We start from the raw sequence: 26957 nt of genomic DNA on the forward strand, positions 1-26957 counted from the left end.
CTGACAGGAACCCAAAGCCCTATGAAACCGATGAACTACTCCCTCTATCGCGCGAGCACCCTAGGCACCGCGCGCGCGATCGAACTGCGGCTGGAGATCGATGCCTTCCACGCCGACTATTGCGCGGTGCTGGACGCCGGCCTGGTCGAGCAATGGCCGGGCTTTTTCACCGACGATGCGCTCTACCGCATCACCGCGCGCGAGAATGCCGAACGCGGCCTGCCCGTCGGGCTGGTGTATGCCGAAGGCATCGGCATGATGCGCGATCGCGCCGCGGCCATCGCCAATACGCAGATGTTTGCGCCACGCTACAACCTGCACCTGGTAACCAACACGCGGGTCAGCGCTGAAACGGCCGACGGCGATATCGTGGCGCAGGCCAACTTCATGCTGTTGCAGACGCTGGTGGAGGGCCCCACCACGATCCATCTCGCCGGCACCTATCACGACCGCTTCCGCCGCCAGGACAGCAGGCTGCTGCTGCGCGAGCGGCAAGTCGTATATGACACCACCATCATCGCGAACGATCTGGTCTATCCGGTCTGACGGACATCGCAATGGAAAACGACGGGCCTCGCCCCCGTCGTTGTCGCTTACATGCTTCGCAACACCGTGCGGCTGTACTGGTTGTTGGCCTCCACCAGAGTCGCCAGCAACTCCATGAACACCTCCCGCTGCGCGGGCTTCAATGGCGCCAGCATGCGTTCCTGCGCGCGCGCCATGTCGGCACGCAGCGACGTGACCACGCTCTTGCCTTCGCGCGTCAGGTGCACGTGGCGGGTACGCCGGTCAGCGGGATTCTCGCGACGCTCGACCAGGCCGCGGTCCTCCAGCCGGCGTACCACGTCCATGGTCGTGGTGCGGTCCAGCCCCACTTCCTGCCCCAGCGAGGTCTGGTCCAGCCCCGGCAGAACCGACAACACGGTCAGGATGGCGTACTGGACCGGCGTGATATTGGGCGACTTGCATTCCTCGAAGAACATCGCCACGTGGATCTGGTGAAGCCGCCGCACCAGAAAGCCGGGACGTGCCCACAGCAGTTCCTTGGCAGGATCCGCTTCCGGCACCGCAGTGGCCGTGATGCCGCTTTCACGCGTTGCGCCGCGCTTTGCTCTTGGAGACATTGCCTTCACCGTTTTGTATGCACACTGACAGTATATATGAGGGACGGTAACGGCGATGCCCCCCAGAAACGGCTCGCAGCGCAAGACGCTGGGTCTTGGAGCGCCGCGCCTCAACGCGCGCCGGCGTCGCGGAGAATGCGCTCGATCTGCATATACCCGCGCTGGCGCGCGTGCTGCAGCGGCGAAACCCCATCACCGTCGGCCAGGTTCACGTCGGCCCCAGCCTTGACCAGCAGGCGCACGATCTCGGTATGGGCCGGACCGCCGTTGCCCAGGATGATGGCCTCGAGCAAGGCCGTCCACTTGAGCTTGTTCACGTGGTCCACCGCCACGCCGGCCGCGATCAGCATGCGCACGGTCTCGACGTGGCCGCGCTCGGCGGCGGGGATCAGTGCGGTGCCGCCGTAGCGGTTGGTGCTGCGCAGGTCGGCGCCGTGGGCGAGCGTAAGACGCAGGATCTCGTTGTGGCCGCGCGCGCCGGCATACAGGTAGGGACTGTCGTGGATCGCGTCCTGCGCGTTCACGTCGGCGCCGGCATCGATCAGCACCCGCGCCGCCTGCACGCGGTTGTGGTGCGTGGCCAGCAGCAGCGCGGTGCGTCCCCGCGCATCGCGCGCGTCGATGCTGGCGCCCTGGGCCAGCAGCGCGCTGACCTGCGCGGCGTCGCCGCGCGCCGCGGCCTCGCGCAGTTGTTGCTCGGGCGTTGCGCTCGCGGCAGCGGGGATGGAAGTCAGCATGGCAATGAACAGGGACAGGGCAACGAGCAGGCGCGCCGGCAGCATGGGGAATCCTTTCAGCGAATGCACCATGGGCGAGGTGAGGGCGAGGTGCAGGAAGACATCGGCCGCATTCTGGCACGCCGCCCGCGGCACGCGAAGTTAAGGATTCGAATGCGCGCCAGTGCCAACCGCAATGGCCAGCCGGCGCCCGAATACGCTCTATAACAACCCGCGCCACCCTCGCTGCGCAAGCTGGCCTATAGTCGCGAGGCCCGCATCACGTCCGCCTGCGCGGGCCAGGCCTGAACGGAGACAACGCGTGTCGACAACCGAAGCCTATCTGCTGGATGCCATCCGCCTCGCCATGGAGAACGTGCGCGAGCGCAATACCTGGCCCTTTGGCGCCGTGGTGGTCAAGGACGGCACGGTGCTGGCCCGCGCGGTCAACGAGGTTGATGCCACCTGCGACCCCAGCGCGCATGCCGAGATGCAGGCAGTGCGCGCCGCCAGCCGCGCACTGGGCAAGCCCGACCTGAGCGGCTGCACCGTGTACGCCAGCGGCTATCCCTGCCCGATGTGCCTGACCGCGATGTACCTGGCCGGGGTCGAGGCAGTCTACTACGCGTATTCCAACGAGGATGGCGCCCCTTACGACCTGTCGGCCGAGCGCGGCTACGTCGAGCTGGCCCGTCCGCTCGAGCAGCGCGAGATGAAGCTGGCCTACGTGCCGGCGCGCGACGAGGGCGTCGACCTGTACCAGGCCTGGCGCGCGCGACAGGGCCAGTAAGCGCGGCCGGGCAGGATCGGAAGCGGTTAGTCGGGATCGGACCGGCTGCGGCTGCCTTGCCCACGATGCCGGCATGGCCATCGCTTTGTCACCGGGGCCGGCTAATATGGGAATGACGCCGATGCGACGTTGGGTCACATGTAACGGCCTGCGGTAGCAAGGAACCGCGCGCGGAGCATCCCGTCAAACCAGGAATTGCGCGAGACACCACCTGCACGGCGCCGCTGGACTGCGTCAGTGCAGCGCAGCATGCGCCGCGTCGTCTCGGCAATCCCAGTGTTACGCCTTCCCGCCGGCGGCGATGCCGCCGCGCAGACTCCCAGCAAACGCCCCCCTCTAGCCAAGGAGACGAACGTGCTGAGCCCGCATGAACTTGCCACGCTGCTATTGCTGAGCGATGGCCCCGATTCCCTCGATTCCACCGATTCCCGCCAGATCGATCCCACCGACCTCAAGGCCCTGGTCGACAAGCAGTTCGTTCACCTCGAAGTCCTGCACGGCTGCCGACAGGCACCGCGCATCACCAGCCACGGCTATTCCATGCTCAAGGCCATGGGACGCTGACACCGCGGCCCAGGCTGCGGCGGCAAGCGCCGTCGGGCCCACTCGCAACCCACGGAGGCCACCATGACCACGGGCCCGGCCCCTGATGCCGGCGCCCCGGCAGACCCCGACGCGGCGCGCCGCCGCTTCCTGCGCGACCTGGGCCTGCTGGCCGCGGCCGGCATCGCGCCGGGCACGGCCGCGGCGGCAACGCCCGCGGCCTGCCTGTTGACGCCGGCCGCCACCGAGGGCCCGTTTTACCTGGACGATGCCCTGGTGCGCGCCGATATCCGCGACGACCGCCCCGGCCAGCCCCTGCGCGTGCGCATCCGGGTGGTCGACGCCGGGCGTGGCTGCGCGCCGGTGGCGGGTGCCCTGGTCAGCATCTGGCACTGCGATGCGCAAGGCCACTACAGCGGCGAGGGCCGCGGCAACCGGCAGGCGCGCTTCCTGCGCGGGGTCCAGCCGGCGGACAGCGACGGCGTCGCCACCTTCACCTCGATCTATCCCGGCTGGTACCCGTCGCGCGCCATCCATATCCACTTCAAGGTGCTGCTCGGGCGCACCGAAGCGTTGACCAGCCAGCTTTATTTCAGCGACGCGCTCAACCGGGAAATCCTGGGCAGCCATCCGGCTTACCGTGCGCACGGCGTGCCGTCGCGCGCCACCGTGCAGGACCCCATCGCGGGTGCGCGTCCCAACCTGATGGCGGTGCGCCAGGCTGCCGACGCGGCGGGGTTGCTCGAGGCCAGCTTCACGGTCGGCATCGCGCGCGCCTGAGCCCGCGGCAGGCGCGCCCCTCCCGCGCGCAAAGTGCGCCGGCGCACACCGCGCGGGTAATCCCTAGATTGTGGTTCCCTGTGCCTTTCCTACCATGAAGGGAATCACGGGCCACCTGCCCGGCACCCCTGCCTGTCCGCAGGCCTGCCGCGCGTCCGCTGGCCCCGCATGCTCCAGCTTTTCCCGACTTTTCCGGTGTTCGCGTCAGTGGCGAGTGGCCTCGGTCCCCATGGCCGGCACGCTCGCGGGTAGTCCCACACTCATCAGAGGGAGACGGTCATGGCATCCAGGGCGAGGAAATCAGATGGGCGGAGCAGTGGCGAGAGCAGCGGCAAGGGCAGCGGCGTCTCCCGGCGCGGCTTCCTGGGCGGCGCCGCCGGCGCCGCCGCGGGGGCGGCCGCCATGGGCTTCCCGGCCATCGTCAAGGCGCAGGGGCCGGTCACGATGCGCTGGCAGAGTACCTGGCCGACCAAGGATATTTTCCACGAGTTCGCCGGCGACTTCGTCACCAAGGTGAACGACATGTCGGGCGGCGATCTCAAGATCGAGCTGCTGCCGGCGGGCGCGGTGGTCAAGGCCTTCGACCTGATCGACGCAGTCAGCAAGGGCACGCTGGACGGCGGCCATGGCGTGATCGCGTACTGGTACGGCAAGAATTCGGCGCTGGCGCTGTGGGGCTCGGGGCCGGCCTGGGGCATGGATCCGAACATGCTGCTGGCCTGGCACAAGTACGGCGGCGGCAAGGAACTGCAGCAGGAGATCTACCGCAGCCTGAACCTGGACGTGGTCTCGTTCCTGTACGGTCCGATGCCGACCCAGCCGCTGGGCTGGTTCAAGAAGCCCATCACCAAGCCGGAAGACTTCAAGGGGCTGAAGTTCCGCACCGTCGGGCTGTCGATCGATATCTTCACCGGCCTGGGCGCCGCGGTGAACGCGCTGCCGGGCGCGGAGATCGTGCCCGCGCTGGACCGTGGCCTGCTCGATGCGGCGGAGTTCAACAACGCCAGCTCCGACCGCGCGCTGGGCTTCCAGGACGTGTCCAAGGTCTGCATGCTGCGCAGCTTCCACCAGAGCTCGGAACAGTTCGAGATCCTGTTCAACAAGAAGCGCTACGACGCGTTGCCGGCGAAACTCAAGGCGCTGATCGCCAACGCCGTGGACGCGGCCTCGGCCGACATGTCGATGAAGGCGATCGACCGCTATTCCAAGGACTACCAGGCGCTGCAGCAGCAGGGCGTGAAGTTCTACGCCACACCGAACTCGGTGCTGCAGGCGCAGCTGAAGATCTGGGACGAGATCGTGGCGCGCAAGGAAAAAGAGAACCCCATGTTCAAGAAGGTCAATGATTCGATGAAGGCCTTCGCGCAGCGCTCCACGCGCTGGCAGAACGACACCAACGTCGACTACCGGCTGGCCTCCAGCCATTACTTCTCCAAGCGCAGCTGAGCCCCCCGGGACGCGCTCCGTGCAACGCCTGCTGCTGCGCATCGACTGGCTCAGCACCTTCGTCGGCCAGGCCGCCTCGTGGCTGATCATCGCGCTCACGCTGATGATCAGCTACGAGGTGTTCTCGCGCTATGCGCTGGGGGCGCCGCACGCCTGGGTGTTCGACGCCAGCAACATGCTGTACGGCACGCTGTTCATGCTCGCGGGCGCCTACACGCTGGCCAAGCGCGGCCACGTGCGCGGCGATATCCTCTACGGCTTCCTGTCGCCGCGGATGCAGGCCGGCATCGACCTGGTGCTGTACCTGGCCTTCTTCTTCCCCGGCGTGATCGCGCTGGCCTGGGCCGGCATCGACTTCTTCGAGGTCTCGCTGGCGCAGAACGAACACTCCTCCATCGCCGCCGACGGTCCACCGATCTATCCGTTCAAGGCGGTGATCCCGGTGGCCGGCGCGCTGCTGCTGCTGCAGGGCGTGGCCGAGACCATCCGCTGCGTGCTGTGCCTGCGCACCGGCAACTGGCCGCTGCGCGAAGGCGATGTCGAGGAAGTCGACGTCGACAAGCTCAAGGAGATGGTGCAAGGCACGCCCACGGCAGAACTGGCCGAGGCTCCGCCACCGCGCGACAACCCGCCGGGAGCCGGCCGATGAGGAAGGAACTGTGGTTCGGTGTGAGCCTGATGGCGCTGATCATCGGCGCCGTGGTGTGGTTCATGCCCGCTCCGGGGGACTGGACCAACGGGCACCTGGGGCTGCTAATGCTGGCGCTGATCGTGGTGGCGATCATGCTGGGCTTTCCGACGGCGTTCACACTGATGGGCATGGGCGTGCTGTTTGCCTGGCTGGCGTACCGCGACGCCAACCCGGAGATCGCGGTGCAGCAGACGCTCGACCTGATGGTGCAGCGTGCTTATGCGGTGATGACCAACGATGTGCTGATCTCGGTCCCGCTGTTCGTGTTCATGGGCTACCTGGTCGAGCGCTCGAACCTGATCGAGAAGCTGTTCCGCAGCCTGCACCTGGCGCTGGCCTGGATCCCGGGCTCGCTGGCGGTGGCCACGCTGGTCACCTGCGCGATCTTCGCTACCGCCACCGGCATCGTCGGCGCGGTGGTCACGCTGATGGGCCTGCTGGCCTTCCCCGCCATGCTGCGCGCGGGCTACAGCACCTCGATGTCGGCCGGCGCGGTCACCGCCGGCGGCTGCCTCGGCATCCTGATCCCGCCTTCGGTGCTGCTGATCGTCTACGGCGCCACCGCGGGCGTCTCGGTGGTGCAGCTCTATGCCGGGGCGTTCTTCCCGGGCCTGATGCTGACCGGACTCTACGTCCTCTACATCGTGCTGCTGGCCAAGCTCAAGCCCGCGCTGGCGCCACCGCTGCCCGAGTCCGAACGCGTGGTGCCGCTGCCGCCGGTGGCGCGCACGCTGGAAGCGCGCGGCGCCACCCATGCGCTGCCGGCGCTGGGCGCTGGCCTGATGCGTGCGCTCAAGGGGCCGCGCAACGCGGAGGTGCCAAGCGCCGTGTTCGCGCGCCAGCTCGGCATCGTACTGCTGCCGGCGCTGGCGACGGCGCTGGTGATGGGCACGATCTACAGCGCGGTGACGGCGCCGGCGGCGAGCGTCGCCGTCGAGTCGCCGCTGTCGCTGGGCGGCGCCGAGGAAAGCAGCGCGGCGGTGGACGACCTGGCGGCGCCGCCGTCGGAAGAACCGGCGGCGCCCGCCGCCGCGCCACCCGCCACACCGGCTGCACCGGCCACGCCCGCGGCACCGGCAACGCCCGCCGCCACCGGCGTGGATGCCAGCCCGGCAACGCCGCCTGCCGCCGCGGCCGTCACCGCACCGCGCTGGTTCTGGATCACGCTGGCGGTGGTGGGGCTGCTGCTGGTGTATTTCTACTGGCGCTTCAGCTTTGCGCGGGTGGAAATCTTCAAGATGCTGCTGACGTCGTTCTTCCCGCTGGCGCTGCTGATCCTGGCGGTGCTGGGCTCGATCGTGTTCGGCCTGGCCACGCCCACCGAGGCCGCCGCGGTCGGCTCACTCGGCGGCGCGCTGCTCGCGGCCGCCTACCGCCAGCTGAACTTCCGCGTGCTCAAGGAATCGGTGCTGCTGACCGCCAAGACCAGCGCCATGGTGTGCTGGCTGTTCGTGGGCTCGTCGATCTTCTCGGCCGCGTTCGCGCTGCTGGGCGGGCAGGCGCTGGTCGAGCAATGGGTGCTGTCGATGAACCTGTCGCCGGTGCAGTTCATGATCCTGGCGCAACTCATCATCTTCCTGCTGGGCTGGCCGCTGGAGTGGACCGAGATCATCATCATCTTCATGCCGATCTTTATCCCGCTGCTGGACAACTTCGGCATCGATCCGCTGTTCTTCGGGCTGCTGGTGGCGCTGAACCTGCAGACCGCCTTCCTGTCGCCACCGGTGGCCATGGCGGCGTTCTACCTGAAGGGCGTGGCGCCGCCTCACGTCACGCTGAACCAGATCTTCCTCGGCATGCTGCCGTTCATGGGCATCCAGCTGATTGCGCTGGTGCTGCTCTACGTCTTCCCCGAAATCGGCCTCTGGCTGCCGACCGTGCTGTACCGTTGAGCGCCGCGGCATCAGCGCCGCGGCACCCGTTTCCTATACTGGTTGGCAATGCCAACCGAAACCGCCCTCGCCAGCCCGCCCCCCGACACCACCTTCCGCACCGACATTCCCGGGCGGCTCGACCGCCTGCCGTGGTCGCGCTGGCACTGGCGCGTGGCGATCGCGCTGGGCGTGGCGTGGGTGCTCGATGGCCTCGAAGTCACGCTGGTCGGCTCGGTCGGCGCGGTGCTGGAGCGGCCCGATACGCTGGGGCTGAGCGCGACCGAGGTGGGCTGGTCGGGCTCGCTCTACATCGCCGGCGCGGTGCTGGGTGCGCTGGTGTTCGGGCGCATGGCCGACCGGCTCGGCCGCAAGCGGCTGTTCCTGGCCACGCTCGCGGTCTACATGGTGGCGACGCTGGCGACCGCCTTCGCGCCCGACTTCGCCTTCTTTGCCGCCTGCCGCTTCTGCACCGGCCTGGGCATCGGCGGCGAGTATGCCGCCATCAATTCCGCCATCGACGAACTGATCCCCGCGCGCGTGCGCGGCCGCGTGAACCTGGCCATCAACGGCAGCTTCTGGCTGGGCGCGGCGCTCGGCGCCGGGCTCAGCCTGGTGCTGCTGGATGCGCGCGTATTCGGCCCGGTGTGGGGCTGGCGCGCCTGCTTCGCGCTCGGTGCGGTGCTGGCGATCGCGATCGTGCTGGTGCGCCGGCATGTGCCGGAGAGCCCGCGCTGGCTTGCCACGCACGGCCGGCTCGACGAGGCCGAGCGCATCATCGCCGCGATCGAGGCCGAAGTACGCGCCAGCCACGGGCCGCTGCCGCCGGTGTCGCCCGATTGCGCGGCGGTGGCGATGCGCCGGCGCGCAGCCCCGGGCGTGGGCGAGGTCATGCGCCTGCTGCTGCGGCGTTTTCGCCAGCGCAGCCTGATCACGCTGGCGCTGATGGTGGCGCAGGCCTTCTTCTACAACGCGATCTTCTTCACCTATGCGCTGGTGCTGTCGCGCTTCTATGGCGTGCCGGAAGCGCGCGTGGCGCTGTACATCTTTCCATTCGCGCTCGGAAATGCGCTGGGGCCACTGCTGCTGGGCCCGCTGTTCGACCACGTCGGGCGCCGGCGCATGATCGCCGCCACCTACGTGCTGTCCGGCATTGGCCTCGCCTTGACCGGCTGGGCCTTCGTGCAGGGCTGGCTCGACGCGCGCGCGCAGGCGCTGTGCTGGTCCGCCGTGTTCTTCCTCGCCTCCGCCGCGGCCAGTTCCGCCTACCTGACCGCGAGCGAGGTGTTTCCGCTGGAAATGCGCGCGCTGGCGATCTCGGTGTTCTACGCCGTCGGCACCGGCACCGGCGGCTTTATCGCGCCGCTGCTGCTGGGCGCATTGATCGAGAGCGGCAGCCGCGAAGCGGTGGCGGCGGGCTACGGCTTCGGCGCGGCGCTGGTGATCGTGGCCGGGCTGCTGGCCTTGCGCTTCGGCATCGATGCCGAACGCCGTCCGCTCGAGCATATCGCGCCGCCGCTCGGCAGCGACGATTAGCGCCTCTGCGCGCGCCCGTTGCGCTGCCGTATTAAGCAGTGCTACAGCCTCCTCTTACACATTCTTACAGCAAGCGAAGGGGCAACTGACTAGCCTTAACTCACCTGCGGCGGCCTGAGTGCGTGAATCTTTGCTTCAGCGGGCCGCCAAGTCTTGGCCATCGACTGGCCATTGTTCAACTCTGCCTGGATGAAGCCGGGCAACTCCACGGGCTGCGCGCCGCTGCATGCGGTATGCCGGTTCGATTGCAAAGTGCGCCGATACGGCCCAGCCACATCGCGCGTGCTGCAGACAACAAGCTGAATTGGGGACTTGCAAGCCGGGCACCGCGCGACAGCCCTTGCGCGACGCCACACGCTTGCCTGACGGATACGCTCGCCCGGCATCCATGCGCCGGATGCCGGCGGGGATGCTTTTTGACTTTGCTTGCCGGAGAACAACACCATGGCCGACCAGCGCAACAACCCGCCGCCGCGCCCACATTCACTGACCCCGGCCCCGCTGCGCCAACCCCAGGGCGACGGCCTGGTGCAGCGCCCGCAGCCGGTCGCCGTGCCGCTGTGGCACATCGTGCCTCGCATGGCCGGCTACGGCGTGGTGCTGTTCATCATCTGGGCCGTACTGACGATCATGTTTCCAAATGTGTTTACGCGCTCGTCGGAGCGCGCGGTGGTGAACAGCCCCGTCAGCCTGGTGACGTCGCCGGTCGAAGGCGTGGTGATGAAGCAGATGGTGGCCGCGGGCCAGCCCTTCACCGCCAACCAGGCGCTGATGGTGGTGCAGAACCCTAACATCGACCGTTCGCTGCTGGTCGACCTGACCGGCAAGAAGCTCGACAACCAGCAGCGCTATGACTCGGCCAAGGCGCGGCTGGAAAGCAACCGCCGGCTGATGGCCGCCACCGAGCAGGACCTGCAGCGCTATAACAGCGCCGCGCAACGCGAGCACGCCGCGCGCGTGCGCGCGCTGGAAGCGCGGCTGGCATCGGCCAAGGCGCAGGAAGACCAGCAGCAGGAAGTGGTCAACCGCAACCAGAGCATGCAGTGGGCCGGCGCGGTCAGCGAGGCCTATACCAATGCCTCGCGCTACCAGCTGTCGATGCTGTCCAATGCCAAGGCCGCGGCCAAGGCCGAGCTCGACAACGCCATCGGCGAGAGCCAGGCCTCGCGCAACAAGGTCTATGCGTCGTCCACCGACGGCCCCAGCGCCACGCTTGCGCAGCGCCGCCAGGTGCTGGGCGCGGAAGCGGCACAGCTGACTGCCGAGCTGGAGCAGCTGGAAGCCTACGGCAAGTCGGTCGACGAGATGATCGCCACCGAGCAGGAACGCATCGACCGTCTCTCCAACCTGGAGATCCGCTCGCCCGAGCCCGGCACCATCGAAGACCTGATCGCGCAGCCGGGCATGCGCGTCGCCGCCGGCGCCACGCTGGCGCGCGCCAGCAACTGCGCGCAGACGCGCGTGGTGGCGGTATTCCCGCGCAGCCTCAGCGACAACCTGCTGCCCGGTGCGCGCCTGAACGTGCAGGTCGACGGCGTGCCCACGGCGCTGCCGGCCTCGGTGGCCGAGGTGCTGCCGCGCGCGCCGGACGGCGACCAGGCGCGCTACTTCGTGCCGTTCCCGCCGATCGAGAAGAACGAGATCTACGTCATCGCCAAGCTCGACCGCCCGCTCGGCAACCTGCCGGCGAAGGCCGGCGCGGCCTCCGGCAGCGCGGCCGCGCCCGCCACCGCGGGCACGGCGCCGTCGGCGGCGCAATCCGGCCATTGCGGCATGGGCCGCTGGGCGCGCGTCACGCTGAACCAGAGCTGGCTGGGCCAGTTGCGGGCCTCGCTGTAAGCGTCGGTCCAAAGGAGAGCCGGATGCGACTGCCGATCCCGACCGCACGCCTGCCCCGCATGGTCGCCGGCGCGCTGCTTCCCGCCGTGCTGGCGTTGTCGCCGGCCGTTGTCCGCGCCGCGAATCCCGTGGAACCCGCGCAGCAGGCGTTGCTGGCCGAAGGCTGCAAAGCGCTGGCCGAGCAGGTCGCCCGCGCCGGTGGCAACGGCCCGCTGTTCCTCGCCAGCTATGAGCCCGCGCCCGGCGGCGAGCCGCTGGCGCCGGCGCTGCGCAATGCCGCCTTTGTCTACGACAACGCGCTGGCCGGCATCGCGCTGGTGGCGTGCAAGCGGCCGGCCGAAGCGCGCCGCATTGCCGACGCCGTGCTGCAGGCCGCCCGCCAGGACCGCCATTTCCGCGACGCGCGCCTGCGCAACGCCTACCGCGCGGGGCCATTGCCGGCGGGCCCGGCGCCGCTGCCCGGCTGGTGGGACGAACCCAGCAAGCGCTGGTTTGAAGACGCCTATCAGGCCGGCACTGCTACCGGCAATGTGGCCTGGGCCGCGCTGCTGCTGCTGGCGGTGCATGACGCCACGCGCGATGCGCGCTATCTCGACGGCGCCGCGGCGCTGATGGGCTGGGTGCATGCCACCGTGCCGGATCCCGCCGCGCCGGCCGGCTATATCGGCGGCTTCTTCGGCCACGAGCCCAAGCAGATCCGCCAGGGCTGGAAATCGACCGAGCACAACGTCGACACCTATGCCGCGTTCAGCTGGCTGGCCAGCCTGCGCAACGATCCGCGCTGGCGCGACGGCGCGGCGCGCTCGCGCGGCTTTGTCAGCGCCATGTGGCAGCCGCGCGAGGGCCGCTTCATCATCGGCACGCATGACGACGGCCGCGCGCCCAACGCCGGCCCGTCGGCGCTCGACGCGGTGCTGTGGCCGCTGATCGCCTTCCCCGACCCGCCGCAGGACTGGCGCCGCAACCTGGCCTGGGTTGAAGCGAAACACCGCGCCGGTGCCGGCTACGGCTTCAAGGGCAGCCCCGACGGCATCTGGACCGAAGGCACCGGACAGGCCGCGCTGGTGCTGCAGGCCGCGGGCCAGGCGCAGCAGGCCGCGCCGCTGTGGCCGCTGCTGCGCGCGCAACGCGCGCCGTCCGGCATGCTCTACGCCACGCCGCAGGCGCGCGTCAGCACCGGGCTGTCGATCGGTCCCACCTCCACCACCGAGGACTTCCACTACTTCCACCTGCCGCATCTGGGCGCCACCGCCTGGGCGGTGCTGGCCGCCGCGCGCTGGAACCCGTTCCGCCCGGGCGGCTGCCTGGAGCCGTCCTGCCCGCCGCCGGCGATTGCCGCCGCCGGCACCGCCAGCCCCACCCCCGACAAGGACTGACGATGTTCGCCCTCTTCCTGGAAAACCAGACGCTGCTGGTCATCAACGGCGGCGTGCTGCTGGCGGTGGTGCTGCTGTCGCTGCTGTGCCGGCATGACCGTGCGGCGGACCGCATCCTGTTCGGCGGCGTCACCGCGCTGCTGCTGTGCGTGTACCTGACCTGGCGCGTGCGCGAAACCCTGCCCGACTGGCAGATGAACTTCGCCAGCGTCTGGGCCCATGCGTTCTTTGCCTTCGAATGCATGACGCTGGCCTATACGCTGCTGTCGATCGTGGTGCTGTCCCGCACCAGCAACCACACGCCGGATGCGGACGCGGGCGAAGCCGGGCTGCGCCGCGCGCGGCAGGTGCCGCCGGTGGACATCTTCATCGCCACCTACAACGAAGGGCTGGAGATCCTGGAGAAGACCATCGTCTCCGCGCTGGCGATCGACTATCCGGACTTCCGCGTCTGGGTGCTCGACGACACCCGCCGCGACTGGCTGCGCGAGTTCTGCGAGCGCGTCGGCGCCAACTACGTGACGCGTCCCGATAACGCCCACGCCAAGGCGGGCAACCTCAACAACGGCCTGCGCCACAGCGCCGCCGCCGGCGGCGCGCCCTACATCCTGGTGCTGGACGCGGATTTCGCGCCCCATCGCAACATCCTGCTGCGCACCGTGGGGCTGTTCGACGACCCGCGCGTGGGCGTGGTGCAGACGCCCCAGTTCTACTACAACGCCGATCCGATCCAGTACAACCTGCGCGCCACCGAATGCTGGGTCGACGAGCAGCGCGCCTTCTTCGACGTGATGCAGCCGGCCAAGGATGCCTGGGGCGCGGCGTTCTGCATCGGCACCTCGTTCGTGGTGCGGCGCGACCTGATCGAGCTGATCGGCGGCTTCCCCACCGGCACCGTGACCGAGGACATCCACCTGACCTACCGGCTGCTGCCGCACGGCTATATCACGCGCTGGCTCAACGAGCGCCTGAGCGTGGGCCTGTCGGCCGAAGGCCTGCCCGAGTACATCAGCCAGCGCAGCCGCTGGGGGCTGGGCACGATCCAGGTGGCGCTGACCGCCGACGGGCCGCTGCGCGGGCGCGGCTACACCGGCATGCAGCGCCTGCACTATGTGCATGGGCTGCTGCACTGGCTGTCGCGGCCGTTCACGCTGATGCTGCTGGCGGGGCCGCTGCTGTACTGGTACTTCGGCGTCTCGACGCTGTACGGCGAGCCGCTGCAGTTCCTGGCCTACGGCCTGCCCGCGCTGGTGGCGTACTGGGCCTACAGCATCTGGATCACCGGGCAGCGCGCGCTGCCGATCTTTACCGAGGTGACGCAGATCGTCGCGGCGCTGGCGGTGACCGCGTCGCTGGTCAGCGCCATGTTCAAGCCGTTCGGACGGCCCTTCAAGGTAACCAACAAGGGGCTGGACCGTTCCAAGCTGGTGATCCACGGCAAGTTCGCCGCGCTGTACGCCGGCTTGCTGGGGTTCTCCGCGCTGGGGCTCGGCCGCGCGCTGATGGTCGACCCCGACGCGCAAGGGCTGGTCTTCAACACGATCTGGACCGGGGTCGCGCTGATGCTGTACCTGGCCTCCCTGCTGGTATGCGTGGAACTGCCGCGGCCGCGCAAGGAAGAGCGCTTTCCGCACCATGCCGCCGCGCTGCTGCGTGTCGACGGACGCGAGTACCGCGTCACCACCAAAGACCTGTCCTGCAACGGCGTGGCCGTGATCACGCCGCTGGCGCCGGCCTTCCCCGCCGGCATGGAAGGCGCGCTGTGGCTGGCGCAGACCGGCTGGATCCCGTGCCGCGTGGTACGCCGCGACGGCCAGCTGCTGGGGATCGCGCTGCATACCAGCATGGCCGCGCGCCACGCGCTGATCCGGCTGCTGTTCACCGACCCCGCCCACAACATTGCCCGACAGGGGCAGCCCAGGCTGGCGATCTCGCGCTTCATGCGGCGCGCGCTGATGGGCTGACCCCTGCTGCTACCTGTCTTTCTCTCTCCGGAACCATCCATGCGAAGCCTGCCCCGCCCCCGCCGTGCCCACCTGCCGCCACGCCTGCTGCTGCCCGGCGCGCTAGTCCTGGCGCTTGCCGCGTGCACGCTGGAGCCGCAATACCAGCGCCCCGAAGCCCCGATCCCGTCGGCGTGGCCCGACGGCGCGGCCTACCGCACCTCGCAGGCCAAACCGGCCAACGGCACCGCGCAGCCGGGCCAGCCGGCGCAGCGCCCCGGCCCGTCGGCCGCCGACCTGGGCTGGCGCGATGTCTTCGTCGACCCGCAACTGCGCCAGCTGATCGAGCTGGCGCTGGCCAACAACCGCGACCTGCGCATGGCCACGCTGGCCATCGACGAAGCCCGCGCGCTGTACCAGATCCAGCGCGCGGCGCAGTTCCCCACCGTGGAAGGCAGTGCCGGCGTGGTGTCGCAGCGGCTGCCGCAGCGGCTGCGCGCGGCGGGACAGTCGCCGCAGATCACCACCTACAACGCCGGCATCGGCCTGACCGCGTTCGAGCTGGATTTCTTCGGCCGCGTGCGCAGCCTCAAGCATGCCGCGCTGGAGGAATACATGGCCACCGAAGAGGCGCGCCGCAGTGCGCAGATCAGCCTGGTGGCGGAAGTGGCCAACGCCTACCTGACGCTGCGCGCCGACCGCGCGCTGCTGCAGCTGTCGCAGGACACGCTCAAGACCCAGCAGGACGCGGCGGAAATGGTCCGGCGCGGGCACCAGGTGGGGGCGATGGCGCAGCTGGACCAGCATCGCGCGCAAACCCAGGTGCAGACCGCGCAGGTTGGCGTGGAGCAGTACACCCGCCAGGTCGCGCAGGACGAGAATGCGCTGGCGCTGCTGATCGGCGGACCGCTGCCCAAGTCGGTGCTGGAGGCCGGTGCCGCGCCCGCGACTCCGAATGCCCCCGCGCCGGACCCGCTCGACGCGCGCATGCTGATGCGCGAGTTCCCCGAAGGGCTGCCATCGAGCGTGCTGGTGCGCCGGCCCGACATCCTCGACGCCGAGCACCGGCTCAAGGCCGCCAACGCCAATATCGGCGCGGCGCGCGCGGCGTTCTTCCCGCGCATCTCGCTGACCGGCGCGCTGGGCGTGGCCAGCAGCAGCCTGGCCGGCTTGTTTTCGGGCGGCATGGCATGGGTCTTTGCGCCGCAGCTGACGGTGCCGATCTTCGATGCGGGGCGCAACCGCGCCGGCCTCGATGCGGCCAACGTGCGCAAGGACATCAACGTCGCCAACTACGAGAAGACCATCCAGACCGCGTTCCGCGAAGTGGCCGACAGCATGGCGGCACGCGCCACCTACGAGCGCCAGGTGCAGGCGCAGGAAGCGCTGGTGCGCGAAGGCAGCGAGACCCGGCGGCTGTCGGAGATGCGCTTCAAGAACGGCGTGGACGACTACTTCGGCGTGTTCGACGCGCAGCGCCAGCTCTACGCCGCGCAGCAGGCGCTGATCACCTACAAGCTGGCCGGGCTGACCAGCCGCGTGTCGCTGTACAAGGCACTTGGGGGTGGCTGGCGCGAAGTGACCGAGGCCGCGCCAGTGGCCGGCGGCGGCACCAACGCGGCGCCCGCCGCCCGCCCGCAAGCGGCGGCACGGCCCCAGGCCGTCGCGCAACCGCAGGCCATCGCACAGCCTCAAGCCGTTGCGCAACCGCAGGCCGTCGCACCGCCTCAAGCCGTCGCACAGCCGCAGGCCGTCGCACCGCCTCAAGCCGTCGCACAGCCGCAGGCCGTCGCGCAGCCTCAAGCCGTCGCACAGCAACAGCCGGTCCCGCAGCCCGCGGCGCAAACCCAGGCGCCGGTAGCCGCTCCGGCGACGGTCCAGCCAGCCCCGGTCGCCACCGCGCCGCGCTGAGGCTGCGCGCGGCGGCCCGGGGCACTGGTCAAAAGTACTTCAGCCAGCGCCAGTCCCGCCGCCTCGCCTTCAGCGCCGCGAACCAGCGCACCGCCGGCCACAGCATCAGCGCCAGCACCGCTGCCACCAGCCACAGCTGCCAGACATGGTCGAAGCCGAACACGCGGCCCTGGTTCAGCCCCCAGCGGTACACGCAAAGCTGGTACAGGCCCTGCAGCACATACAGGTGCAGCAGGTAGAAGAACATCGGCACCGCGCCGAACACCGCCAGGCGACGCGCCGGCCGGCCGCCCTGCGCGCGCTCCAGCCAGGCCAGCAGCAGGCAACCCGTGCCCAGCGTCAGCAGCAGGAACAGCAGCGACGGCGGGTACTTGGTGACGTTGAGGAAGCTCATCGCGGTATGCAGGGCATCCGCGCCGGGCATCCATTGCTGTTCCTGCCCGTAACCGTTGCGCGCGCGCAGCCACGCAAACCCGGCCAGCCCGGCCAGGCCGCAGGCGGTCAGCCGCAGCTGGCGCGCGTGGGCAGGCATGGCCGCGGCAAACCACGGCCCGGCCGCATAGCCCAGCGCAATCACGCCGATCCACGGCAGCACCGGATATGAGGTGCGGACCCGCAGGCCATCGGCCACCTCGAGCCAGGTGCGGTCGTGCAGGATCGCCCAGGGCACGTGCCAGGCACTGTCAGTGGCGAAGTGCAACGGGCTCAGCAAGTTGTGCCCCGCCACCAGTGCAACGCCCAGCACAACCAGCGCCGCGCGCGGCAGCCATACCAGCGCCGCCAGCGCCATCATGCTCAGGCCGATGGCCCAGATTACTTGCAGGTAGATCACCTGCGGCGGCAGGCGCCAGGTCCAGGCAAAGCCCACCAGGGTCAGCTCCAGCAGCACCAGGAACAGGCCGCGCTTGAGCAGGAAGCCGCTGAGCGCGCGCCGGTCGTGCCCGGCGTTGCCGTAGAGCCAGGCCGACACGCCCGCCAGCGCGATGAACACCGGCGCGCACAGGTGGGCCAGCAGCCGCGAGAAGAACAGCGCCGGCGAGGTGGCGGCAACATCCATCGGATCGGCAACCGGTACATGCAGGAAGAACATGTCGCGCACATGGTCCAGCAGCATGACCAGGATCACCAGCCCGCGCAGGGCGTCGATGGACAGCAACCTGCCGCCGGCGGGCCGCGCCAGCCCGGCAAACGCGGTTCCGGCCGGCAGGCTTCGGGATGCGGCGGTCCGCGCCAGGGGTGTCGGCATCATCGGTTCCTCGTCAGTAGCTCAGCTGCACGCCCAGCCGCACGCTGCGGCCCGCGCCCGGCGCCACCCACAGGCTGCTGTACGAGCTGGCGTAATAGGTCTTGTCGAACAGGTTGCCGACGTTGAGCGATACGCGCACGTGGCGGCTGTATTGCCAGTAGCCGTGCAGGTCCACCAGCACGTAAGCCGGCAAGGAGAAGCTGTCCTGCACGTCGCCCGGGCGCCGTCCGACGTAGCGCAGGCCGGCGCCCGCCCCGTAGCGCTGCCCCACCGGCGCCGCGTCTTCATACATCGCCAGCAGGCTGGCGCTGGTGCGCGGGACGTTGGACAACGGCGTGCCGGGGGCGAGGCGGGTGTCCTGCGTGATCTCGGCATCGGTCAGCGCGAAACTGCCCGACACGCGCCAGTGGTTGCCGAGCTGCCCGGCCACATCGAGCTCTACGCCGCGGCTGCGTGCTTCGCCGGCGGCGACATAGAACGACGGATCGGCCGGGTCGGCGGCCAGCACATTGCGCTTGCGGATCTCGAACACCGCCAGCGTGGCGCCGGTGCGGCGATCGTCGCTGTCGAACTTGACGCCGGCCTCGAGCGCGCGGCCGCGCTCCGGGTCGAACGGCTGGCCGGCGGCATCGCTGCCGGCATTGGGCCGGAACGACTGGCTGGCATTGGCGAACAGCGACAGGTTATTGCTCGCCAGGTAGCTCACCCCCACGCGCGGCGACACCGCGTTGTGGTGCTGCGTGGTGCGGGTGCCGCGCAGATGGTCGTCGAGCGACTGGCTGAAGCTGTCGAAGCGCACGCCGGCCAGCACGCGCCAGCGCTCGCCCAGGCTGATCTGGTCCTGCGCGTAGGCGCCGACATTGTGCTGGCGCTCGTAGGTGTCCATGTTCCACGCCAGCGGCGGCGCCGGCTGGCCATAGACCGGGTTGTAGATGTCGATCGCGTACGGCGCCGCGGCGCTGGGATTCCTGCGCAGGATCGCCATGGTGTTGCCGAAGCGGTAGGCGTCCACGCCCAGCAGCAGCTCGTGCCCGACCGGGCCGGTGCTGAACTTGCCGGTCACGCTGGCCTGCAGCGCGACATCGTCGGACTGGAAGTCGCGGTAGCGGTGCTGGCGCCATAGCGTGCGGCCATCGGCGGCGAGCGCGGCGGCCTCGCTCGAATGCCCCGCCAGCGCGCCGCCGCGGTACGACAGGCCGAGCCTGCCCTGCCACTGCGGCGAGAACTGGTGCTCGACGCTGAGCTGGTGCGACTGGCTGTCCAGGCGCAGGCTGCCGTCACCGGACTCGCCCAGGAAGCGCGAGCGCGGGATGCGGCCCAGCTGGCCGTTGACGGCCACCACGCCGCGGTCCATCGGCGTGGTGTAGCGCTGGAATTCCGCCGCGTACTGCAGGATGGTGTCGTTGCCGAGCATCCATGTGAACGACGGCGCGACCAGGTAGCGCTGGCTGTGGATGAAGTCGCGCGTGCTGCCCTGGTGGTCGGCCACCGCAATCAGCCTGCCGGCGATGTTCTCGCCCAGCGGACCGGTAACGTCGGCGGTGGCGCGGTAGCCGTCGCGCGTGCCCAGTTCGAAGCCGTAGCGCTGCGCGGGCCGGAACTGCGGCTGGCGCGTGACCACGTTGAAGGTGCCGCCGGGCTCGCTGCTGCCGTACAGCGATGAGGTCGGGCCCTTGAGCACTTCGACGCGGTCGATGGTGGCCGCGTCCAGCGGCGCGGTATAGCCGCGGTTGGCGGCGAAGCCGTTGACCAGGTAGCCGGCGCCGGTGTTCTCGTTGCCGGTGAAGCCGCGCATGGCAAAGTTGTCCCACAGCCCGCCGAAGTTGTTCTGGCGCGCCACGCCGCTGACATAGTCGAAGGTCTGGTCGAAGCGGGTCGCGGCGATGTCGTCGAGCATGGCGCGCGGCACCACGCGCACCGACTGCGGGATCTCGCGCAGCGGCGTGTCGGTGCGGGTCGCGCCCGAGGCCTCGGGCGGGTTGTATGATGCGGTGGCTGTGCCGGTCACGGACACGGCCGGCAGCGTAATATCGGCCGCTTCGGCCGCCTCGGCCAGGCCAGAGACCGCCAGCATCAGGGCGGGCAGGGACGAGAATGGCGCGCGGCGCCTGGCACGGCTGGGCTGCGCAAGCAGCATAAGGAACACCCCAAAAAAACGAGTCGCCGCGGCGGCCATCCGACTGGCAAACCACGGCGACTCACTAATGATAATAGATTCTCACTAAGATTCTAGGCATGGAACGCATGACCCGTCAACGTGGCGCCGTGATCGACGCGCTGCGCGAAGCCGGCCGGCCGCTGAGCCCGGCCGAGATCCTGGCCGCGGCCCAGCGCCAGGTGCCGTCCCTGGGCCTGGCCACGGTCTATCGCAATCTCCGTGCCTTGCTCGACGATGCGCAGGTGCACGCGGTGGAATTGCCCGGCCAGGCGGACCGGTACGAGCTGGCGGAACAACCCGGCGCCGTGACCCATCGCCACTACTTCCAGTGCCTGACGTGCGACCGCGTGTTTCCGCTGGAAGGGTGCCCCGGCCACCTGGAAGAGATCACGCCGCCCGGCTTCGCGGTGGAGCACCACGAACTGACGCTGCTGGGCCGCTGCCCGGATTGCGCCGGCAAGCCCGGCAAGCGGCGCAAGGCCGCGGCGCGCCAGCACTGAGCCGCAGCCTGGCCGTCACTGCGGCCGCATGCGGCGCAACTGTACTGAGCGGCCTTCGCACACCTGTATATGGCGCCCGCGCCGCGCTTGCCGCATGATGCGGCAGCATCCGCACCGGCCCCCCCACCTCGATACAGGACCCGACCTTGCAGCACGCCACCGCCCACCGCCACTCGACCCTGATCGCCGTACTGGCCCTGACCGGCTCGATGGCCTCGCTGTGCATCGGCACGTCGTTTGCCAAGAGCCTGTTTTCGGCGCTGGGCGCGCAAGGCACGACCGCGCTGCGGGTCAGCTTTTCCGCGCTGATCCTGCTGTGCGTCTGGCGACCGTGGCGCATGCCGCTGACGCGCGCCAACGCGCGCGCGATCGCGCTGTACGGCGCGGCGCTGGGCGCCACCAACCTGCTGTTCTACATGTCGCTGCGGACCATTCCGCTGGGGCTGGCGATCGCGATCGAGTTCACCGGGCCGCTGGCGGTGGCGGTGCTGTCGTCGCGGCGCGCGATCGATTTCCTGTGGATTGCCTTTGCCGTGACCGGGCTGCTGCTGTTGCTGCCGGTGGGCGATGCCGCCGGCACGCTGGATCCGGTCGGCATCGGCTATGCGCTGGCCGCGGGCGTGGGCTGGGCCTTGTATATCGTGTTCGGGCAGATGGCGGGCAACGCCCACGGCGGACAGGCCACCTCGCTGGGGCTGACCATGGCGGCACTGGTGGTGCTGCCTTTCGGCCTCGCGCACGCGGGCACCGCGATGTTCAGTCCGACGCTGCTGCTGTTCGGGCTGGCGGTCGGCATCCTGTCGAGCGCGATCCCCTATTCGCTCGAGATGGTCGCGCTCAAGCGCCTGCACCGGCGCACCTTCGGCATCCTGCTGAGCATGGAGCCGGCCATGGGCGCGCTGGCCGGGCTGGTGTTCCTGCATGAACAGCTGAGCCCGGTGCAGTGGCTGGCGATCGCCAGCATCATCACGGCCTCGGTCGGCTGCACCATGACCGCGCGCGGCAAGCGCGCAGCCGACTGAGGTGCGGGACCCGCGGCAGGTCAGCGCGCGCTGAACCAGTCCGCGGGCAGCGCCTGCGCGCTGCGCGCCGGCTGCGCCAGCGCCAGCGAGACTTCATGCAGGTAGCTGTCTTGCGGATTGCGGCGGCAGGCAAAGCCCAGCCCCTTCAGGATCGCCAGCATGCGCCGGTTCTCGCTGAGCACGTCGCCGCGCAAGCCATGCAGGCCGGCCACGCGCGCCAGCTCGCACAGCCGGGCGATCAGGCGCCGCCCTAGCCCCTGGCCTTGCCAGGCATCGGCCACCACCACGGCGAATTCGGCAATCTGGCCGGACACGACATATTCGGCGCTGGCGACGATGGCCTGCTTGCCATCGTCATCCGGGGCCACCACCACCAGCGCCACGCCCCCGTCCCCTGGTGCGGCGAGGCTGGCGACGATCTCGTCCACCACCCGGCCCCCGGTCAGGAAGCGGAAGTAGCGGCTCTCCCGCGACAGCGCGTCGACCATCGCGCGCAACGCCGCGCCATCCTGAACCCGGGTGCGGCGCAGCGTCATCTGCGTGCCCCGTCCCGCGGTCCAGCTTTCTGTCGCAGCGCCACGCGCCAAGCCCTGGAGATCCATGTTGCCACCCTCTGGATTCATAATTTGTAGCCAGAGTATAGGAGATAACCTGACTTTTGCAAATGAAGCCAGCATGCTATGCTTCACGGCATCATGACCACCACTGCGTCCGATCTCCGCCATTGCTCGATCGCCTCCACGCTGTCGCTGATCGGCGAAAAGTGGACGATCCTGATCCTGCGCGACGTTTTCCACGGCGTGACGCGCTTCGACGACTTCCTGCGCCGGCTGGAATGCTCGCCGGCGGTGCTGTCGGCGCGGCTCAAGACGCTGACCGACGCCGGCCTGCTGCGCAAGGTCGGCTACAAGGAACCGGGCGAACGCGAACGCTTCGAGTACCGTCCCACCCGTGCCGCGGTGGAGCTGCTGCCGGTGCTGGTCGGCCTGATGCAATGGGGCGACTGCCACATGGCTGCCGACGGCGGCCCGGTCGAGATCCGCTCGCGCGCCAACGGCAAGCGGGTGCGCGCGGCGCTGGTCGACGAAGACGGTGCCGAGGTATCGCCACGCGACATGCAGATCATTCCCGTGGGAAAGCCAGCCTCCACTCGCTCGGGCGGCTGACGCCACTTCCGCCCTCATCCCCGCTACCGCACCGCACCAGCGCAGTCCACTGCACTGCACCATGAGCGTGCCGCGCGCCGGCCGCCCGCCCCACCACAGCGCATCCGGGGCGCGCGCGCGCCCGGCTGCCTGCCTTTACCCGCCATTGCCCGTCACATCCCGGGTTGGCACACCCCTTGCGTAATCGGGTCCGGGCCCGTCAACGGCGACCGGCCCGCCCCCACATACACAGCCCCTGTTCCATGTAGCGGCTGTCAGGACAACGGCGTCCCCTGAACCGGCTTCACGGCTGGTTTGCGGGACGCCATTTGTTTTTTGGAGCAAGTGACGATGACCGGCAAAGCCACCCGCATCGAGCTGCTGAGCTTGAGCACTCCGCAGATGCGCGCCTTCCACCTGACCTGGATGGCGTTCTTCGTGTGTTTCTTCGCGTGGTTTGCCTGCGCGCCGCTGATGCCGGTGCTCAAGGGCGAGTTCGGCCTGAGCGCCGGCCAGATCGCCAACATCAATATCGCGGCGGTGGCGGTGACGATCCTGGTGCGCCTGGTGATCGGCCCGATGTGCGACCGCTTCGGCCCGCGCAAGACCTACACCGGTCTGCTGGCGCTGGGCGCGCTGCCGGTGCTGGGCGTGGCGCTGGCGCAGAACTACGAAACCTTCCTGGTGTTCCGGCTGCTGATCGGCGCGGTCGGCGCGAGCTTCGTGATCACGCAGTACCACACCTCGGTGATGTTCGCGCCCAATGTGGTCGGCACCGCCAACGCGACCACGGCCGGCTGGGGCAATGCCGGCGGCGGCGCCGCGCAGGCGCTGATGCCGCTGGTGCTGGCCGCGGTGCTGATGATCGGCGCGGACCACGCCTTCGGCTGGCGCATCGCGCTGCTGGTGCCGGGCGTGCTGATGCTGGTGATGGCTGTCGTCTATTACCGCTTCACCCAGGACTGCCCCGAAGGCAACTACGCGGACCTGCGCGCCCGGGGCATCGAGATCACTGGCAAGGATGGTGGCAAGGGCGGTGGCTGGGCCAGCTTCCGCGCCGCCAGCGCCAACTACCGCGTGTGGCTGCTGTTCGTTACCTACGGCGCCTGCTTCGGCGTGGAGATCTTCATCCACAACATCGCCGCGATGTACTACGTCGACCGCTTCGGCCTGAGCCTGAAGGCCGCCGGCATGGCTGCCGCGAGCTTCGGCCTGCTGGCGCTGTTTGCCCGCGCGCTGGGCGGCTGGCTGTCGGACAAGGCGGCGCGCCGGCGCGGCCTGGATGCGCGCGCCACGCTGCTGTTCGTGCTGATCCTGGGCGAAGGCCTGGGCCTGCTGTGGTTCGCGCAGGCCGGCAATGTGGCGATGGCCGTGGTGGCGATGCTGATGTTCGGCCTGTTCACCCATATGGCGTGCGGCGCGACCTACGCCCTGGTGCCCTTTATCGACCGCAAGGCGCTCGGCGGCGTGGCCGGCATCATCGGCGCGGGCGGCAACGTCGGCGCGGTGGCCGCGGGCTTCCTGCTCAAGGGCCTGGGCAACGTGCAGCAGACCCTGACGGTGCTGGGCGTGCTCGCCACCATCGCCGCGCTGTGCGCCATCGCCATCCGCTTCAGCGCCGAGCACAAGGCGCGCGAACAGGCGCTGTACGACAGCGCGCTGGCCAACTGAAATTTGGATCGCCCCACCGCACTACAAGCAGCAAAGACTGACTACCGGACAAGGAAAGCATCATGAAACTGATCATCGTCGGCCACGGCATGGTGGGTCACAAGTTCCTGGAATGCCTGGCGGAAGCCGGCGCGCAGAACCTGGAAGTGACCGTGCTGTGCGAAGAACCGCGTCCCGCCTACGATCGCGTGCACCTGTCCGAGTTCTTCGCCGGCAAGTCGGCCGAAGACCTGTCGCTGGTGCCGGCGGGCTTCTTCGAGCAGCACGACAACATGCTGCTGCGCCTGAACGCGCGCGCCGTCGAGATCGACCGCGCCGCGCGCACGGTCAAGGTCTCCACCGGCGAGACCCTGTCCTATGACAAGCTGATCCTCGCCACCGGCTCCTACCCGTTCGTGCCGCCGGTGCCGGGCAAGGACCGCAAGGACTGCTTCGTCTATCGCACCATCGAAGACCTGGAGGCGATGCAGGAATGCGGCGCGCGTTCGAAGACCGGCGTGGTGGTCGGCGGCGGCCTGCTCGGCCTCGAATGCGCCAAGGCGCTGCGCGACATGGGCCTGGACACGCACGTGGTGGAGTTCGCGCCGCGGCTGATGGCGGTGCAGGTCGACGAAGGCGGCGGCCGCATGCTGCGCCAGAAGATCGCTGGCCTGGGCGTGACCGCGCACACCGGCAAGAACACCGTCGAGATCGTCGACGGCGAGCACGGCACCCATCGCATGGTGTTCGCCGACGGCACGCATCTCGACACCGACATGATCGTGTTCTCGGCGGGCATCCGCCCGCGCGACGAGCTGGCGCGCGCCAGCGGCCTGGAAGTCGGTGCGCGCGGCGGCATCGCGGTCGACAACAACTGCCGCACCTCCGACCCCGACATCTACGCCATCGGCGAATGCGCGCTGTGGGACGGCAAGATCTACGGCCTGGTGGCCCCCGGCTACGACATGGCCCGCGTGGCCGCGCGCCACCTGCGCGGCGAGGCGGCAGAATTTGCCGGCGCCGACATGAGCACCAAGCTCAAGCTGATGGGTGTGGACGTGGCCAGCATCGGCGATCCGCACGGCACCGTGCCGGGCGCGCGCATCTACCAGTTCAGCGACGACCGCAAGGAGGTCTACAAGAAGCTGGTGGTGTCCGACTGCGGCAAGTACCTGCTGGGCGGCGTGCTGATCGGCGACGCCAGCGAGTACGGCACGCTGCTACAGATGATGCTGAACCGGATCGAGCTGCCCGAGTCGCCCGAGTTCCTGATCCTGCCGGACAGCAGCGGCAAGGCCAAACCGGCGCTGGGCGCCGACGCCCTGCCCGACACCGCGCAGATCTGCTCGTGCAACAACGTCTCGAAGGGCGAGATCTGCGCCGCCGTCTGCGACGGCTCGACCAGCATCGGCGCACTCAAGGCCTGCACCAAGGCCGGCACCGCCTGCGGCGGCTGCGTGCCGCTGGTGACGCAGATCATGAAGGCGGAGATGAAGAAGCAGGGCATGGCGGTCAACAACCATCTCTGCGAGCATTTCCCGTACTCGCGCCAGGAGCTGTACCACCTGGTGCGCGTGGGCCAGCACAAGACCTTCGATGCGCTGCTGCATGCGCACGGCAACGGCCTCGGCTGCGATATCTGCAAGCCGACCGTCGGCAGCATCCTGGCGTCGTGCTGGAACGAGTTCGTGCTGAAGGAAGAGCACGCCAGCCTGCAGGACTCCAACGACTACTACCTCGCCAACATCCAGAAGGACGGCACCTATTCGGTGGTGCCGCGCATGCCGGGCGGCGAGGTCACGCCCGAAGGCCTGATCGCCGTCGGCCAGGTGGCGAAGAAATACGGCCTCTACACCAAGATCACCGGCGGCCAGCGCGTGGACCTGTTTGGTGCGCGTGCCGAGGAACTGCCCTATATCTGGGAAGAGCTGATCGCCGCCGGCTTTGAATCGGGGCATGCCTACGGCAAGGCGCTGCGCACGGTGAAGTCGTGCGTGGGGTCGACGTGGTGCCGCTATGGCGTGGGCGATTCGGTCGGCCTCGCGATCGAACTGGAGAACCGCTACAAGGGCCTGCGCGCGCCGCACAAGATCAAGTTCGGCGTCTCCGGCTGCACCCGCGAATGCGCCGAGGCGCAAGGCAAGGACGTGGGCGTGATCGCCACCGACAAGGGCTGGAACCTGTACGTCTGCGGCAACGGCGGCATGAAGCCGCGCCACGCCGAACTGCTGGCGAGCGACCTCGACCACGACACGCTGGTGCGCTACATCGACCGCTTCCTGATGTTCTACGTGCGCACCGCCGACCGCCTGCAGCGCACCAGCGTCTGGCGCGACAACCTGGAAGGCGGCCTGGACTACCTGAAGGCCGTGGTGCTGGACGACAAGCTCGGCATCGCCGCCGAACTCGAGGCCGAGATGCAGCACGTGGTCGACACCTATGAAGACGAGTGGAAGAAGGCCGTGACCGACCCCGAGACACGCAAGCGCTTCCGCCATTTCGTCAACAGCGACCGCCGCGACGACAACCTGGTGTTTATCGAAGAACGCGGCCAGATCCGTCCGGCGACGCCGGAGGAACGGAACTTGCAGCGCTCCCGCCTGAGCCACATTCCCGTGGTGTCCATGCCCGCGAAAGCCGCCTGACCGTGCCCGCAAACAAGGAGAACGT

The 26957-nt window shown here is 69.2% G+C and carries 22 protein-coding genes; 17 read left to right on the forward strand and 5 right to left on the reverse strand.

Annotated features, from left to right (window positions below; all coding sequences use genetic code 11):
• Nucleotides 1-30 precede the first annotated feature (30 nt).
• Nucleotides 31-546: a nuclear transport factor 2 family protein gene (locus LIN44_RS20505; protein ID WP_227316083.1), complete on the forward strand. Its 516-nt coding sequence runs from the start codon at nt 31-33 to the stop codon at nt 544-546.
• 47 nt (nt 547-593) lie between these two features.
• Here LIN44_RS20505 and LIN44_RS20510 read toward each other — a convergent pair whose 3' ends face one another.
• Both LIN44_RS20510 and LIN44_RS20515 read right to left on the reverse strand, forming a co-directional pair.
• Entirely contained in the window at nt 594-1124 is a 531-nt protein-coding gene (locus LIN44_RS20510) for a MarR family winged helix-turn-helix transcriptional regulator (protein WP_227316084.1), read from the reverse strand.
• A 110-nt stretch (nt 1125-1234) separates the two neighbouring features.
• Nucleotides 1235-1906 (reverse strand): ankyrin repeat domain-containing protein, encoded by a 672-nt coding sequence (locus LIN44_RS20515; protein WP_227316085.1) that lies wholly within the window; start codon nt 1904-1906, stop codon nt 1235-1237.
• 256 nt (nt 1907-2162) lie between these two features.
• Here LIN44_RS20515 and LIN44_RS20520 point away from each other — a divergent pair, with 256 nt between their 5' ends.
• From LIN44_RS20520 to LIN44_RS20570, 11 genes are all read left to right on the forward strand, one after another.
• Nucleotides 2163-2630 carry a nucleoside deaminase gene (locus tag LIN44_RS20520; RefSeq protein ID WP_227316086.1) on the forward strand — a complete coding sequence of 156 codons (468 nt, stop codon included), beginning with the start codon at nt 2163-2165 and terminating at the stop codon, nt 2628-2630.
• Nucleotides 2631-2984: 354 nt separating this feature from the next.
• Nucleotides 2985-3194 (forward strand): hypothetical protein, encoded by a 210-nt coding sequence (locus LIN44_RS20525; RefSeq protein ID WP_012355474.1) that lies wholly within the window; start codon nt 2985-2987, stop codon nt 3192-3194.
• A 63-nt stretch (nt 3195-3257) separates the two neighbouring features.
• Nucleotides 3258-3953, forward strand: coding sequence for an intradiol ring-cleavage dioxygenase (locus LIN44_RS20530; RefSeq protein ID WP_227316087.1), 696 nt, complete (start codon nt 3258-3260; stop codon nt 3951-3953).
• A gap of 402 nt (nt 3954-4355) precedes the next feature.
• The gene (locus LIN44_RS20535; RefSeq protein WP_227316387.1) at nt 4356-5399 is read left to right on the forward strand and encodes a TRAP transporter substrate-binding protein; all 1044 of its coding nucleotides are present in this window, start codon (nt 4356-4358) and stop codon (nt 5397-5399) included.
• A gap of 19 nt (nt 5400-5418) precedes the next feature.
• Nucleotides 5419-6048, forward strand: a complete 630-nt coding sequence (locus LIN44_RS20540) for a TRAP transporter small permease subunit (RefSeq protein ID WP_092313260.1) — start codon at nt 5419-5421, stop codon at nt 6046-6048.
• Entirely contained in the window at nt 6045-7982 is a 1938-nt protein-coding gene (locus LIN44_RS20545; protein ID WP_227316088.1) for a TRAP transporter large permease subunit, read from the forward strand. The genes LIN44_RS20540 and LIN44_RS20545 overlap by 4 nt, the downstream gene beginning before the upstream one ends.
• 48 nt (nt 7983-8030) lie before the next feature.
• Nucleotides 8031-9497: an MFS transporter gene (locus tag LIN44_RS20550; protein ID WP_227316089.1), complete on the forward strand. Its 1467-nt coding sequence runs from the start codon at nt 8031-8033 to the stop codon at nt 9495-9497.
• Nucleotides 9498-9941: 444 nt separating this feature from the next.
• Entirely contained in the window at nt 9942-11336 is a 1395-nt protein-coding gene (locus tag LIN44_RS20555; RefSeq protein ID WP_227316090.1) for an HlyD family secretion protein, read from the forward strand.
• A 23-nt stretch (nt 11337-11359) separates the two neighbouring features.
• Nucleotides 11360-12712, forward strand: coding sequence for a hypothetical protein (locus LIN44_RS20560; RefSeq protein ID WP_227316091.1), 1353 nt, complete (start codon nt 11360-11362; stop codon nt 12710-12712).
• Nucleotides 12713-12714: 2 nt separating this feature from the next.
• Nucleotides 12715-14676: a glycosyltransferase gene (locus tag LIN44_RS20565; RefSeq protein WP_227316092.1), complete on the forward strand. Its 1962-nt coding sequence runs from the start codon at nt 12715-12717 to the stop codon at nt 14674-14676.
• Between the two features lie 39 nt (nt 14677-14715).
• Nucleotides 14716-16566, forward strand: a complete 1851-nt coding sequence (locus LIN44_RS20570; RefSeq protein ID WP_227316093.1) for an efflux transporter outer membrane subunit — start codon at nt 14716-14718, stop codon at nt 16564-16566.
• A 28-nt stretch (nt 16567-16594) separates the two neighbouring features.
• Here LIN44_RS20570 and LIN44_RS20575 read toward each other — a convergent pair whose 3' ends face one another.
• Both LIN44_RS20575 and LIN44_RS20580 read right to left on the reverse strand, forming a co-directional pair.
• The gene (locus LIN44_RS20575; RefSeq protein ID WP_227316094.1) at nt 16595-17815 is read right to left on the reverse strand and encodes a DUF1624 domain-containing protein; all 1221 of its coding nucleotides are present in this window, start codon (nt 17813-17815) and stop codon (nt 16595-16597) included.
• A gap of 10 nt (nt 17816-17825) precedes the next feature.
• Entirely contained in the window at nt 17826-19949 is a 2124-nt protein-coding gene (locus tag LIN44_RS20580; protein WP_227316095.1) for a TonB-dependent siderophore receptor, read from the reverse strand.
• A 98-nt stretch (nt 19950-20047) separates the two neighbouring features.
• Between LIN44_RS20580 and LIN44_RS20585 the strand changes: the two genes are divergently transcribed.
• A complete protein-coding gene (locus LIN44_RS20585; protein ID WP_227316096.1) occupies nt 20048-20470 on the forward strand; it encodes a Fur family transcriptional regulator in 423 nt (140 codons plus the stop codon).
• 209 nt (nt 20471-20679) lie between these two features.
• Complete coding sequence (locus LIN44_RS20590; RefSeq protein ID WP_227316388.1) at nt 20680-21492, forward strand: DMT family transporter; 813 nt, start codon at nt 20680-20682, stop codon at nt 21490-21492.
• Between the two features lie 20 nt (nt 21493-21512).
• Here LIN44_RS20590 and LIN44_RS20595 read toward each other — a convergent pair whose 3' ends face one another.
• Nucleotides 21513-22094: a GNAT family N-acetyltransferase gene (locus tag LIN44_RS20595; RefSeq protein WP_227316097.1), complete on the reverse strand. Its 582-nt coding sequence runs from the start codon at nt 22092-22094 to the stop codon at nt 21513-21515.
• Nucleotides 22095-22172: 78 nt separating this feature from the next.
• Here LIN44_RS20595 and LIN44_RS20600 point away from each other — a divergent pair, with 78 nt between their 5' ends.
• The 3 genes from LIN44_RS20600 (at nt 22173) to nirB (ending at nt 26932) form a co-directional block, all read left to right on the forward strand.
• Nucleotides 22173-22658: a helix-turn-helix domain-containing protein gene (locus LIN44_RS20600; RefSeq protein ID WP_227316098.1), complete on the forward strand. Its 486-nt coding sequence runs from the start codon at nt 22173-22175 to the stop codon at nt 22656-22658.
• Nucleotides 22659-22988: 330 nt separating this feature from the next.
• Nucleotides 22989-24308 (forward strand): MFS transporter, encoded by a 1320-nt coding sequence (locus tag LIN44_RS20605; protein WP_227316099.1) that lies wholly within the window; start codon nt 22989-22991, stop codon nt 24306-24308.
• Nucleotides 24309-24370: 62 nt separating this feature from the next.
• On the forward strand, nt 24371-26932 hold the full coding sequence (nirB, locus tag LIN44_RS20610; protein ID WP_227316100.1) for a nitrite reductase large subunit NirB: 2562 nt from the start codon (nt 24371-24373) through the stop codon (nt 26930-26932).
• Nucleotides 26933-26957 lie beyond the last annotated feature (25 nt).

This window comes from Cupriavidus sp. MP-37 (genome assembly GCF_020618415.1).
Classification (GTDB): Bacteria; Pseudomonadota; Gammaproteobacteria; order Burkholderiales; family Burkholderiaceae; genus Cupriavidus.

Excerpts from the sequence above, each read along its gene's own strand:
- LIN44_RS20505 (WP_227316083.1), top strand. The coding sequence starts at position 31 with ATGAACTACTCCCTCTATCGCGCGAGCACCCTAGGCACCGCGCGCGCG.
- LIN44_RS20510 (WP_227316084.1), bottom strand. The coding sequence starts at position 1,124 with ATGTCTCCAAGAGCAAAGCGCGGCGCAACGCGTGAAAGCGGCATCACG.
- LIN44_RS20515 (WP_227316085.1), bottom strand. The coding sequence starts at position 1,906 with ATGCTGCCGGCGCGCCTGCTCGTTGCCCTGTCCCTGTTCATTGCCATG.
- LIN44_RS20530 (WP_227316087.1), top strand. The coding sequence starts at position 3,258 with ATGACCACGGGCCCGGCCCCTGATGCCGGCGCCCCGGCAGACCCCGAC.
- LIN44_RS20535 (WP_227316387.1), top strand. The coding sequence starts at position 4,356 with ATGGGCTTCCCGGCCATCGTCAAGGCGCAGGGGCCGGTCACGATGCGC.
- LIN44_RS20545 (WP_227316088.1), top strand. The coding sequence starts at position 6,045 with ATGAGGAAGGAACTGTGGTTCGGTGTGAGCCTGATGGCGCTGATCATC.
- LIN44_RS20550 (WP_227316089.1), top strand. The coding sequence starts at position 8,031 with ATGCCAACCGAAACCGCCCTCGCCAGCCCGCCCCCCGACACCACCTTC.
- LIN44_RS20555 (WP_227316090.1), top strand. The coding sequence starts at position 9,942 with ATGGCCGACCAGCGCAACAACCCGCCGCCGCGCCCACATTCACTGACC.
- LIN44_RS20560 (WP_227316091.1), top strand. The coding sequence starts at position 11,360 with ATGCGACTGCCGATCCCGACCGCACGCCTGCCCCGCATGGTCGCCGGC.
- LIN44_RS20565 (WP_227316092.1), top strand. The coding sequence starts at position 12,715 with ATGTTCGCCCTCTTCCTGGAAAACCAGACGCTGCTGGTCATCAACGGC.
- LIN44_RS20570 (WP_227316093.1), top strand. The coding sequence starts at position 14,716 with ATGCGAAGCCTGCCCCGCCCCCGCCGTGCCCACCTGCCGCCACGCCTG.
- LIN44_RS20575 (WP_227316094.1), bottom strand. The coding sequence starts at position 17,815 with ATGATGCCGACACCCCTGGCGCGGACCGCCGCATCCCGAAGCCTGCCG.
- LIN44_RS20580 (WP_227316095.1), bottom strand. The coding sequence starts at position 19,949 with ATGCTGCTTGCGCAGCCCAGCCGTGCCAGGCGCCGCGCGCCATTCTCG.
- LIN44_RS20585 (WP_227316096.1), top strand. The coding sequence starts at position 20,048 with ATGGAACGCATGACCCGTCAACGTGGCGCCGTGATCGACGCGCTGCGC.
- LIN44_RS20590 (WP_227316388.1), top strand. The coding sequence starts at position 20,680 with ATGGCCTCGCTGTGCATCGGCACGTCGTTTGCCAAGAGCCTGTTTTCG.
- LIN44_RS20595 (WP_227316097.1), bottom strand. The coding sequence starts at position 22,094 with ATGGATCTCCAGGGCTTGGCGCGTGGCGCTGCGACAGAAAGCTGGACC.
- LIN44_RS20600 (WP_227316098.1), top strand. The coding sequence starts at position 22,173 with ATGCTTCACGGCATCATGACCACCACTGCGTCCGATCTCCGCCATTGC.
- LIN44_RS20605 (WP_227316099.1), top strand. The coding sequence starts at position 22,989 with ATGACCGGCAAAGCCACCCGCATCGAGCTGCTGAGCTTGAGCACTCCG.
- nirB (WP_227316100.1), top strand. The coding sequence starts at position 24,371 with ATGAAACTGATCATCGTCGGCCACGGCATGGTGGGTCACAAGTTCCTG.